Consider the following 12,252-nt stretch of genomic DNA (forward strand, 5'->3'; position numbering starts at 1 on the left):
CTCTTTTTTATCAGTATCCTCGAAAAACTCGGTACTTTAGTGCCTCGTAGTTCACTATAAGAGTCTTTTATATCCCTATCTAGGTTTGGTGCGAAAACTGGGTATGGTATCGGTTAATACCGATACCTCCACTAAGCAATTACTCTCTATTTTTAATGTAAAGCCGTATACCAAAGGTGGTTAGGGTTGCTAATAGTAATAAACCTAAAACGCCAAAAACTAAATTTACATTTTTAAATGGTGTCCATTGAAGGTAATGAATTTTATAAAGTCTGTTGATTAACTTAGTATCATCGCCCTTCTGGCTTAACCTTAAGCTTACCCAATCAAGATTTATTTCAACACCTGTGCTAGTTTTTGCATTTGTTCCATCAATAGAAATAATGTCGCCATAACGTTCTTTATTTTCTGAAAGTGCATCATCAATAAGGCGTTTGTATTCTAACTTAGTTGGCAACCCTTTAACTTGAAGCGTAATAGGGTCTAAATGTTCCGTTTTTCCTTGCGATTTAACCAATAAATGATGTCCTAAAATAGTTTTGATGAGTTTAACTTCACTCCAATTTTCTTTTGGATCAACTAATAACTGTGTTTCTAGGGGATAAGTTTTTAATGATAATTGTTCATAAGCCCCTTTGTAGCCGGGTTTTATAAAAAATATGACACCGGTAATTGTCCAACCAAACATTGGTAATATGAGGATTAAACCTATAAGTCTATGTATTTTTCTACTTGTCATTTTTGTTTTTCTTATTGTTGGAGAGTGAAATCTTAATTGCATAATAACAGCAATAACCCGCTCATTAGTAAAATGCAATGAGATGGAGTCAAGCGCTACAATTAATGAATGCTACTTATTAGTAGGTTTGTTATGTATAGGTTTAATAAGTGGCTGTGAAAAACGCAACAGTAACAGTAAACCTATAATTGCCGCTGCAAAGAAAAGGTACTCACCAAAAGTGCAGTTCTCTTGCTGTATTTCTCGATGTTACTTTTTTAATCTAGCCATTTTATCCTCATTGAGACTGACTGTTTTGATACACGGTTGACATTATTCATTAATGGGTATTATTTTAGGTCGGTAAAGTGAACCCAAAATACCCCCAAAGAGATTTTTATAGATCGCTTCTATCTCTTCTTTGGAGATACTGCCACCATGTATTAGCATTTCAAGTACCTCCCCTGGCTCTTTAACTAGGTAACCAGAAGAACTAAAGCCATTGTTTAAATAGAATGCTTTTCGTTTAACTCGTTGTGGATAGTTTTGTTGTTGTACTTGAAGTTCTTCAATATTTAATACAACTCTGTTTTCATGCTTCTCTTTCAATGCGCCTAATACCCTACTCCCATAACCAGACGAACGCTGATCCTCTGCTATAGCAAAGAAATGAACAAAAACAGTATCTTTATACTCGGTAAGATAGATTAAACCAATCCAGTTATTATTTTCATAAAGAACGCTAAAGCCGTCCTTCCCTTTTCTCAATATGAAGCGAAGCAACCAAGAAGGAACACGCCTTACTGTCGTAAAAGCCTCTTTATAAAGCTCAATAACATTTCTATAATTAACGTCATATTTAGAAAGTGGGCTGAATTTTATGCTCATAGTATTACTCATATCCTTTGAATCTATTGATTAGTAGTCAGGGCTTTTGTACCTTAGCCGTATATGTTTTTAAAGTGCTTGTGCTTTAACTAACATCGTTAGATATTTAACCACTCCATGGCTAAGCCAATATAAATACGCACAACCAAAAGTAACGCGTTACCTTTAAGTTATTGATATAGTTGTTACTTATTAAATTACTTTATAAAAAGCATAACATTGAGGATTAACATCCATTTTAGGTTTCACTGCTTAACATGGCATTAAGCAATGAAAATTTAGTCCATTTATCGCTAATTGACGTCGGATCAATAGCGATAAATTTTTACTACTAGGCTACCTAAATAATAAGTTAGGTCTACAAATTGAAAAAAAACTTCTAGTTACTGCGCGTTAATCGCGGCGCTCATTGATTGCTCAGCAACTTGCTCTAACCACTTAAGATCGACAGTTTGGTGGGCTTCACAAATAAACCAAGGTTCACGTGAATCCGGCTCTAACATAACGCCATTGTCGATTAAGTTAAGCGCGAATTGCGTATAAAGATCACTGTTCGTTTTTTTCCAATCACGATAATTTTGTGGTACTTCACTACCAAAATGTACGCCAAACATTGCATCGGGTCCTGCAAAACAATGTTCAATATCAAATTTTGTAAATACTCTTGAGAGTAACGCTTGAATTTTTTGACCTACTGTCGCAATCGTTTCAAGTGCATCGGTTTCTTTAAGCACGGTTAATGTCGCTTTAGCTGCGCTCAGTGCCACCATATTAGCGGTATAAGTGCCGCCGTGAGTTACCCCGTCTTTTGCAAATGATATAGCATCCATAACATTAGCTTTACCACCAAAAGCAGCAATCGGGTAACCGTTGCCCATAGCTTTTGCATACGTGGTTAAATCAGCATAGATACCATATAAGGCTTGTGCTCCGCCCTTGGCAACACGAAAACCCGTTTTGACTTCGTCCATAATTAGCAAAGAACCATTGGTATCACAAGTGTCACGCAACTTTTGCATATAGGCTTGCGTTGAGGCAATCGAGCCACAGTTACCCATGATAGGTTCAATCAATATAGCCGCAATATCATGACCATGTTCAGCGAAAACAGTATCGATAGCTTTAAAATCGTTAAGCGGTACACTTACTTGATGTTCACGCGTACTTTGTGGGATACCTGCGCCAAAAGGTATAATTTCAGGCGCGTTTTCATCAGTGACTTCCCAGTTATCTACATCAGATTTCCACATCACTTCATCATGCAGTCCATGAAAGCCACCTTCAACCACGACTATTTTATTACGTTTTGTAAATCCACGAGCGGTGCGCACTGCGCCAATAACCGCTTCGGTACCTGAATTAGCAAAGCGCATTTTATCGATATTAGGGCAAAGTGACTTCACCAATTCAACCACATCAGAATCAAGACCGGTAGAGAAACCCGAAATGGTGCCAACGCTAGTGATCGCGTTAATCACTTCATTGTCTACGCGTTCGTCACGATAGCCGAGAATAATTGGGCCATAGGCTAAACGAAAATCAACAAACGTTTGTTGATCACAATCGGTGATGGTACAGCCTTTCATGCTGCTTAAAAATACGGTGTTTTCTTCACCCCAATAACGGTAGCTGTCTGCAACCCCTAACGGCATATTTTCGTGGGCTCTTTTAAGCATAGCATTGCTTTGGGGCTTATGTGGTTTAGTCATGATCGCTCTTTATATCACTGAATGTTTTAAACATTAATTAACGTAAATTTTATCGGGTGATAATACAGGGATAGCGCAATTTCAGGAAGAGTAAATCTTTTAATTAGTCAGGTATTCGTCTTTTAAAGGGGTAAATTAGCTAATAAAGTCATGGTGACCGGGTATAACCAAGCCTAAAAACTACCGTTGCTGTTTATCCATAACACTAAAAAAAGCCTCAGTGATAACCACTGAGGCTTGGATAATAAGTCGATAGCTCGTTGAACTACCTACAATAAACGTTACTTAATCCAATACAATTATAAGCTGAAGGTATGAGATACAGATAACACGACACGGGTATCAGCCAAATCAATGTTCATATTTGTATCTTCAAGAGCAAGATCAACATCAAAGCCGTTCCAATGGGTCATATATTCAACGCGGTAATGGTTGTAAGCATCTTTAGCGTTCCACGACCATTTATCTTTATTCGCTGATATTGAACGATCAAAACTTACCTTAATATTATGACCCGGTTTAACTTCAAACGTATGAGCAACCATAGCAATATAATGATTAACATCAAGACCAAAATAATCCCAGCTATACCAAAAGTTTACTTCACTATTACCCATCGATGAACTGTAGCCAAATTTTGCATAAGCTTCAGGATAGTTGTATGTATCTGACACGTTATCGCCGTGGTACGTATAGTAAGCAATACCTGCATCTAGTCCTATTTTTTCGTTAAGTTGAAAATATTGACCAACATAGGCATCCCACTCAATGTTAGTGTCTTCATAGCGACCAAAGTCAACGTTTGACGCCCAAGTTCCAGCATAAAAGCCGCTATCATCTGCATAATCCAAACTCGCTTGTAATGCTGGATCGTTGCCTGTTTGGCTAACACCGTTAAAGGTATAATCAGAGGCTATGTTAACTGTTGCAGACACATCAGCTAGTGCGGTTGAAGATAATGTTAATAGGCAACTTGCGGCTATAGCTATAATACTTTTATTCATTTAGTTTCTCTTTTTATTTAGTATTCAAATACAAAATGGTCGGTGCTATTCGACTAATTCGATTTTAGTAAAATCAATTTTATTTTCTTTCGGTGAACGCTCAATTTCGCTAACGGCTTTAAACTTGTTAAACAGGATATAACCAAAGCAAGTAAAAAAGAGTCCAATAACGACAGCGCCAACCCATTGGATTTGCAAGAAATCTAATTTAAATAACAGGGTAAGTAAACTAAGAGCAATTAAGTTGCCGAAGAAATATTTCACTCTGCCCAGCCTTGCAACACTCAAGTTCAAATTATCAGTATAGAGACGGATCAATGAATCAAGTGAGTTAATAACGAAGGTTATGCCAACAAATGCCATCGCGATATTATAGAAACCAGCGGTCTCTAGCCCATTTGCACTGTAGTAATACAGTACTGAGAACCATATGGCGATTGGAATAGAAGGAAAAACCAACATCGCTGCCAATACTTGATAAGTACGAAGACCTCCAACAAACCGAGAAGTAAACTGGCCAATCATAATGCTCCAAGCAAACCACCAATAAAGGTAAAATTCATGGTAATCATTAAGAGGCAAAGCAAATTCGTGGATATTACCAAAGTAACCGCCAATCATCGCGATAGTGTTGGCAAACTCACCAATACTTGAGGTTTCTGAAAGAAAAGCCCCACCCCACATTAGACCAATCAATGCCAAAAATAACCAAGTAGTTGCCAAACTTAATATTTTTACGTAACGAATATTAGTACTTGAATAAACCGCTGCAGCTATGACTAAAAATACAATCAAATAGAAGCTACTAACAATAGATTCACCATCGCCAAGTTCAGGCATATACCAAGGTAAATTGGTTAATAATAAATAGGCGGTAAAAGCACAGGTACCAATAATAACTACGTTATTTACCAGTTTAACCAGTGGAATTTCAAAAAAACGTACACGAGGTTCAATCACACAAAAATAGAAACAAGTTAGAAAGTAAAATCCCCAGATAAGAAATGCCCAGTAGCCAAACTCTATCGCCAACGGGTTAGTAAATCCATATTCGGGGTTGGTTGCTAAATCAGCATATCCGGCAAATTCGGTTAACGGAAACATGATCAAGCCAACATCTAGCCCAGAGGTAAACAATATAGCAATAAAGGTAAATGTTTTAACCGGTGTTACACCGACACAGCGAATATTGCCCCACCGATATAATACAAAGGCGATGGCGGTGAAGGTAAATATCAGCCCAGCTGATAACCATGTAGTCATAGTTGTCTCCTGAGTAAGGTATTAATTAATATAAACAAGTAGTACTCCTCTTTGAGGTTTATAAAAGTACACGGCAAATTTAAGCTGAAGATTTCAATTGTCGCCATCATGAAAATATCTTGATGGCGAAAATTAAGATCTAACCGCGTACTGACGATTAACGTTAGTTAATTTTTAGATTTGGCTTTAGTGCGCAATTGCTATTAATTTTGCACTAAGCTGACAGGGGCGTTTGATGGCGATAAAACTTCTCGGCCACGAATAATGTCGGCGGCACGTTCAGCGACCATTATGGTTGGTGCATTTAAATTACCGTTAGGAATAGTTGGAAATATTGACGAATCAACAACCCTTAACCCTTCAATACCATGTACTCGGGTTTGGGGATCTACAACCGACAATTCATCTGTGCCCATTTTGCATGAACATGACGGATGGTAAGCACTTTCAACAAATTGACGAACAAAAGTGTCAATTTCGTCATCACTTTGGATACCAATGCCTGGCTGTATTTCTTCACCTCGATATTTATCTAATGCGCTTTGATTGATAATGTCTCGGGTTAGGCGAACACAGGCACGAAAACCTTCGCGGTCTTCTTCGTGCTCAAGGTAATTAAAGCGTATTTGCGGGTGTGCTTTAGGATCACTTGACAAAGCCTTAATAAAACCTCTACTTTTTGGTTTATTATGACCAACATGCACCTGAAAACCATGACCTGCAAAGGCCTCTTTGCCGTCATAACGCATCGCTGCAGGTAAAAAGTGATATTGAATATCTGGCCATTCTGCGGTTGGTTTAGAGCGAATAAATCCACAAGATTCAAAGTGATTAGTCGAGCCTAATCCTTTCTTTGTTAGGATCCAACGAACACCAATCTGCAATTTACTCCACCAATCTAACTTGCCATTTAAGGTGATCGGCTGCTTACATTTAAATTGGAAGTAGAACTCAAGATGATCTTGCAAGTTTTCGCCAACGCCAGGTAAATCATGTATCAATTCAATACCGGCATCCTCAAGGACAGCTTTAGGACCAATACCTGATAGTTGCAGTATGTGGGGCGAGCCAACAGGACCTGCTGATAAAACAACATCTTTATTAGCAGCAACGTCAACTGTTTTTCCGTTGCGTTCGTAACGTACGCCAACTGCTTTTTTGCCATTAAGTAATACTTTATGTACTAAAGCATGAGTTATCACGGTTAAATTTGCACGTGCCATTGCTGGTCGTAAATAGGCGTTAGCGGTTGAACTGCGCACCCCTTTTTTTACCGTCATGTGCATTGGTCCAAAGCCTTCTTGCTGAGTACCATTATAGTCACTGGTTGCACTATATCCGGCCTCAACACCTGCATCAACAAAGGCCTTATATAATGGGTTTTTCATCTGGTTGCCATTATTAACGCCCAGTGGTCCATTTTTTCCACGATATTCATCACCGGCAAATGCCCATGTTTCTGCTTTTTTGAAATACGGTAAACAATGAGCGTAATCCCAGTTTTGGGCGCCGTTTTCCTGCCATTCATCAAAATCACGCGCGTGTCCACGAACATACACCATGCCGTTGATTGAAGATGAGCCGCCTAATACTTTACCACGAGGGCAATGCATACGTCGGCCATCAAGATTAGGCTCTGGCTCTGTTTCAAACTGCCATGCATATTTCTTGGTATTCATCGGAATAGATAAGGCGGTAGGCATTTGAATAAAAATGCTTTTGTCACTGCCGCCAGTCTCAAGTAACAAGACTTTACTGTTGCTGTCTTCACTTAGACGGTTCGCTAATACACAACCAGCAGAGCCGGCACCGACTATAATGTAATCATAATTATCACTGTTCATTTAACACTCAACTTTATTACTTTGGTTGCCAACATTTAATTTTGGCAACTATTCAAGGCTTAAGGACGCTAACTAAGCTTTAACTTTATTAAAACGGGCTGTCTAATGGCTGTAACCCAACATACACCGCTTTTATTTGCGTGTAATAATCGAGTGTTACCAGACCATTTTCACGGCCAACGCCAGATTGCTTATAACCGCCAACAGGCATTTGAGCCGGAGAAGCACCAAAACTATTTATCCAACAAATTCCTGCTTCCATTTGATGGGTCACTCGGTGAGCACGAGTAATATCTTGTGTAAACACACCTGCGGCTAAACCAAAGTCAGTCGAGTTTGCGCGTTTTATTACCTCGTCTTCGTCATCAAATGTTAATACAGACATCACTGGCCCAAAAATTTCTTCGCGGCAAATAGTCATTTGATCAGTACAGTCGGTAAAAATAGTAGGAGCGACAAAATAACCACCCGGTGCATTGTCTGGCTGAAGGGTTTTCCCGCCATGTAATAAGGTTGCCCCTTCACTAACGCCAAGCTTGATGTATTTCATCACTAGATTTAAATGCTTTAAAGAAATCAGTGCACCAAAGTTAGTCTCTTCTACCATAGGGTCACCGGCAATTATATTTTGGCTAGTGCGCTGAAGTAACTTTTCAATAAAAACGGGATAAATAGATTTTTGAACGAATACGCGTGTACCATTGGTACAAACTTCGCCTTGAGTATAAAAATTACCTAACATCGCTGCAGAAACCGCATTATCGACATCAGCATCATCAAAAATAATTAATGGCGACTTACCACCAAGCTCCATGGTGACATCTTTAAGTGTAGTAGCGGCTGCTGCCATCACTTTTTTACCGGTACCGACTTCTCCGGTAAAAGACACTTTGGCAATTTCTGTATGATGAGACAACCACGCACCTACCTCACCGGCCCCTTGAACAACATTAAATACGCCATTAGGAATACCTGCTTCTGTAAATATCTCTGCAAGTTTTAAAGCGCCTAAAGGTGTTTCTTCTGAAGGTTTAAAAATCATTGAATTACCACAGGCAAGCGCTGGTGCTGCTTTCCAACAAGCTATCTGTAGTGGGTAATTCCAAGCACCGATACCTGCGCAAATGCCTAATGGCTCGCGACGCGTGTAATAAAAATCGCCATCTACCGACTGTTGATTACCTTCAACACCTGGCGCTAACCCAGCAAAGAATTCAATCGAGTCTGCACCTGATGCTACATCGACTACTGAGGCTTCTTGCCATGGCTTACCTGTATCAAGTACTTCTACTTTAGCCAACTCATCGTTACGTTCACGTAATAAGGCAACCGCTTTAAGTAAAATACGACTTCGCTCAATTGCGCTCATTGCAGACCAAGTAGCAAATCCACGTTGCGCGCTTGCAATTGCCTGCTGTTTAATTTTTTCGTCAGCAACTTCAACTTTGTAGATAACTTTCCCTGTTGCTGGGTTAATTACTTCAAATGTTTCGCCGCTATCATTTGCCATGTAGGCACCATCGATAAAGTTTTTATAACATACTAATGACAAGATATTTCTCCATACTGCTTAAGCAGATCGACTATAAATTTTTTACAAAATTGCTCGGCTTGCCTGAACTCTTCTTCAGGACTTGGGCTTAATGCACTACGTAACCAAAAACCATCTATCATAGCTGCTGCCTGCTTAGTGGCGATGAGTGCTAAATCGTCATTTAATAATTGACGAAAAGAAAAAAGTAGATTGCTGTGCAAGCGCTTGCTGTTTATATTTTGTAGCCTTGCCAATCCTGGTTCATGCATTGATTGCGCCCAGAAACTAAGCCAAGTTTTTGTTGCGGGTTTAGAACGTTGCAATTGAGTGAAATTAGCCTCAATAATCATCATAAGTCGATCGGCTGGCTCAAGATGTTGACCTCTAACACGTTCGAGTAGCGCTAACTTCAATTGTTCAAGCAAGTGTTTAACGGTTGCTTCTACTAATTGCTGCTTGCCACCAAAGTAATGACTAATAATACCTGACGATAAGCCAGCGATCCGACTGATCGTTATTATTGTGGTGTTTTGTAAACCAAATTGTGCGACGGAATCTAAGGTAGCATCAATTAACTGTTGTTTACGTAAGGGCTTCATTCCAATTTTAGGCACTGACTTCTCGAATATTATTTTTAATTGAACGTTCAATTAATTATAATTCTAACGGTTCTGAATGAAATTATCAAGTTACTGTTATCGTTCTAGAGTGAAGGTAAGTCTATAAAATCATTTTAAATCAATATAATAAGCTACATATATGGGTATAAATATACTTTAAAACTTATAATAATAGTTAGTATACGAACTATATTTTAGGTTATAAATTGATGAGCGAGTGTAAATAAACCGCTATTTTTTAATCACGGCTAATAAATAGCGATAGATTAATTGGCTGTTTTTAATGAAATTTTAAAAATTTAACGTCAGAGTACTTGAATTTTCGCTGGGTCTTACATCAATCCACTGTTAACAAATATCTTCAGTGATCGTACTTTAAGGTGAATTGCTCGTTTAAGGGAGGGAATATGCCGCAATATGACTGTAATGTAGAACGCTCAATACGAAGCATTTGTTATTAGTATCATTCATTGCGGCTGTAGAAATTATTGATCTAGTTTGGTGTGTTACTTACCCTCTAGAAAGGCTAAACATTGGGCATTGTTACCTCGAAAGATCACCCTTTCGGACTTGAGACCTAACTGATATTGATACATAGGATCATAGTATTCTTCAAGTAATGGCTTTAACCAATCTAAATGATAGTGCGTTAGACCCTTTTGCTGTTCAGTGAATGCCTTAGTTTGAAGTATCTGTAGTTGTGCATATCTTTCTGTACCTAAACGTTTACGTACTTTAAATAAGCCGTGTGCTAAATATTCACTAAAGGCGATAAAACCTTGCTCTACGCCATACGCTGTTTGATATTGCGCAGTCATCTTTATAATATATTCTTGGAATATATGTTCAAGACGGTAGTCCAAACTTTCTTCAATGACCACAATTGGCGCTAATGTCATTGCTTGTCGCAAACTTTCAGGTAAATGTACGCTACCAATTAATCGCCCTTCATCCTCTAAGATCAACGGTTTATCTAAACTATAATTACCGGTAATGTATAATTCAGCCAATTTATTTTCAAAGTCTATCTGGCTGGGTTGTGCGGTAACAAAACCACCAAAACTTGAGCCGCGATGACCTGCAACCCCCTCTAAATCAAGACTATTGCTACAATGAGCAAGAAAAGGCGTTTTACCACTGCCGGTATTACCAGCTAAGATAGTTAATGGATGTAGAGCAAGTTGCTCTAGCTCGTTGAGTAAAAATTGACGAAGTGCTTTGTAACCCCCGATAAGCAAAGGATAATTAATACCTGATTCTTTTAGCCAACGCTGTACCGTTTGAGAGCGTAAACCGCCACGAAAACAATATAAATAGCCTTGCGGGTTTTGCTGAACAAAACTTTGCCATTGTGCCAAGCGATTATCTTTACTTTGTCCACAAACAAGTTCATTGCCAAGGTTAATGGCGGCCGCTTGTCCCTTTTTTTTGTAGCAGAGCCCTACCTCCGCTCGTTCATCATTATTCATTAGCGGAAAGTTAACAGATTGGTTAAAAGCGCCTTTTTCAAATTCAATAGGAGCGCGAACATCCATCAAAGGAATTTTATTGCGAATAATAGTGCGAAAATCGCTGCTGTCTAGTCGCTCTGTGGCAGCGGTGTTTATAATCATTACAATAAACTCACTGTAGGCGAAGTTGCAGCCACTAGTTCACCAATAGGTTGAAGATTCAGACCATTTTCTCGGCATAAAGCTTCAAAGGCTAGCTTACCTGATGGCTGAACAGCAACCAGTAAACCACCGCTAGTTTGCGGATCACATAAAAGTGTTTTTTGTTTAGGGGTTAACGGGCCAACATGTTCCCCATAACTGGTAAAGTTACGTTCACAGCCACCCGGTATACAACCTTGGTCAATGTAATCATTAACAAAGTCAATACAAGGTATTTGCTTAAAATCGACAATAGCAGCAACATTGCTACCCTGACACATTTCTAAAAGATGTCCTAAAAGTGCGAAACCGGTGACATCTGTCATTGCCGTAACAGTTTCTAGAGCTGCAAATTTTTGACCGATTATGTTTAAAGCTTTCATTTCTTGTGGCGCTAGGTGTGCATGTTCAGCTAATAATTTACCTTGCTTTTCAGCGGTAGTCATAATGCCAATACCTAACGGTTTAGTGAGATACAATAGATCGCCAACACCTGCGGTATTATTACGTTTTATTTGCTCATTATTGATTAAACCGGTAACGGCTAATCCAAAAATAGGCTCAGGTGCATCAATAGAATGTCCACCCGCTAAAGGGATCCCAGCTTCAGCACAAATAGCTCTAGCGCCATCAAGTACTTGTTGGGCAATTTCAGGCGCTAAAATATTGACTGGCCAACCTAAAATAGCAATTGCCATTATCGGCTTACCACCCATAGCATAAATATCACTGATGGCATTACACGCTGCGATTTTACCAAAATCAGTGGGATCATCAACTATCGGCATAAAGAAATCGGTAGTTGAAATAACGCCTTGGCCATTGCCTATATCAAAAACGGCTGCATCATCTTTAGTGCTATTACCCACCAATAGTTCTTTGTGTTCAGGCAATACCAGTGAAGATTTAAGCATTACATCAAGTACCGATGGGGAGATCTTGCAGCCACAACCGGCGCCGTGTGAGTATTGGGTCAAGCGAATTGGTGTCATAAGGATTCAATAAAGTAAAAGCAATAGG

At 39.1% G+C, this 12,252-nt stretch carries 10 protein-coding genes; all 10 read right to left on the reverse strand.

Features of this window, described 5'->3' with window-relative positions; all coding sequences use genetic code 11:
* Window positions 1-139: 139 nt before the first annotated feature.
* Window positions 140-739, reverse strand: a complete 600-nt coding sequence (locus H4J57_RS09290) for a hypothetical protein (RefSeq protein WP_182230978.1) — start codon at window positions 737-739, stop codon at window positions 140-142.
* A 312-nt stretch (window positions 740-1,051) separates the two neighbouring features.
* On the reverse strand, window positions 1,052-1,606 hold the full coding sequence (locus H4J57_RS09295) for a GNAT family N-acetyltransferase (protein ID WP_182230979.1): 555 nt from the start codon (window positions 1,604-1,606) through the stop codon (window positions 1,052-1,054).
* Between the two features lie 383 nt (window positions 1,607-1,989).
* Window positions 1,990-3,315 carry an aspartate aminotransferase family protein gene (locus tag H4J57_RS09300; protein WP_182230980.1) on the reverse strand — a complete coding sequence of 442 codons (1,326 nt, stop codon included), beginning with the start codon at window positions 3,313-3,315 and terminating at the stop codon, window positions 1,990-1,992.
* Between the two features lie 299 nt (window positions 3,316-3,614).
* Entirely contained in the window at window positions 3,615-4,319 is a 705-nt protein-coding gene (locus tag H4J57_RS09305) for a TorF family putative porin (protein ID WP_182230981.1), read from the reverse strand.
* 45 nt (window positions 4,320-4,364) lie between these two features.
* Window positions 4,365-5,582: a BCCT family transporter gene (locus H4J57_RS09310; RefSeq protein WP_182217262.1), complete on the reverse strand. Its 1,218-nt coding sequence runs from the start codon at window positions 5,580-5,582 to the stop codon at window positions 4,365-4,367.
* Window positions 5,583-5,785: 203 nt separating this feature from the next.
* Window positions 5,786-7,426: a choline dehydrogenase gene (gene betA / locus H4J57_RS09315; RefSeq protein WP_182217264.1), complete on the reverse strand. Its 1,641-nt coding sequence runs from the start codon at window positions 7,424-7,426 to the stop codon at window positions 5,786-5,788.
* Window positions 7,427-7,514: 88 nt separating this feature from the next.
* Entirely contained in the window at window positions 7,515-8,978 is a 1,464-nt protein-coding gene (gene betB / locus H4J57_RS09320) for a betaine-aldehyde dehydrogenase (protein WP_182217266.1), read from the reverse strand.
* Entirely contained in the window at window positions 8,969-9,574 is a 606-nt protein-coding gene (gene betI, locus H4J57_RS09325; RefSeq protein WP_182217268.1) for a transcriptional regulator BetI, read from the reverse strand. Before betI ends, betB begins: the two co-directional genes overlap by 10 nt.
* Before the next feature lie 512 nt (window positions 9,575-10,086).
* Window positions 10,087-11,193 carry a tRNA 2-selenouridine(34) synthase MnmH gene (gene mnmH / locus H4J57_RS09330; protein WP_182242598.1) on the reverse strand — a complete coding sequence of 369 codons (1,107 nt, stop codon included), beginning with the start codon at window positions 11,191-11,193 and terminating at the stop codon, window positions 10,087-10,089.
* On the reverse strand, window positions 11,193-12,224 hold the full coding sequence (gene selD / locus H4J57_RS09335; RefSeq protein ID WP_182217272.1) for a selenide, water dikinase SelD: 1,032 nt from the start codon (window positions 12,222-12,224) through the stop codon (window positions 11,193-11,195). The genes mnmH and selD overlap by 1 nt, the downstream gene beginning before the upstream one ends.
* Window positions 12,225-12,252 lie beyond the last annotated feature (28 nt).

It is taken from the genome of Colwellia sp. BRX8-7 (genome assembly GCF_014077275.1).
Lineage (GTDB): Bacteria > Pseudomonadota > Gammaproteobacteria > Enterobacterales > Alteromonadaceae > Colwellia_A.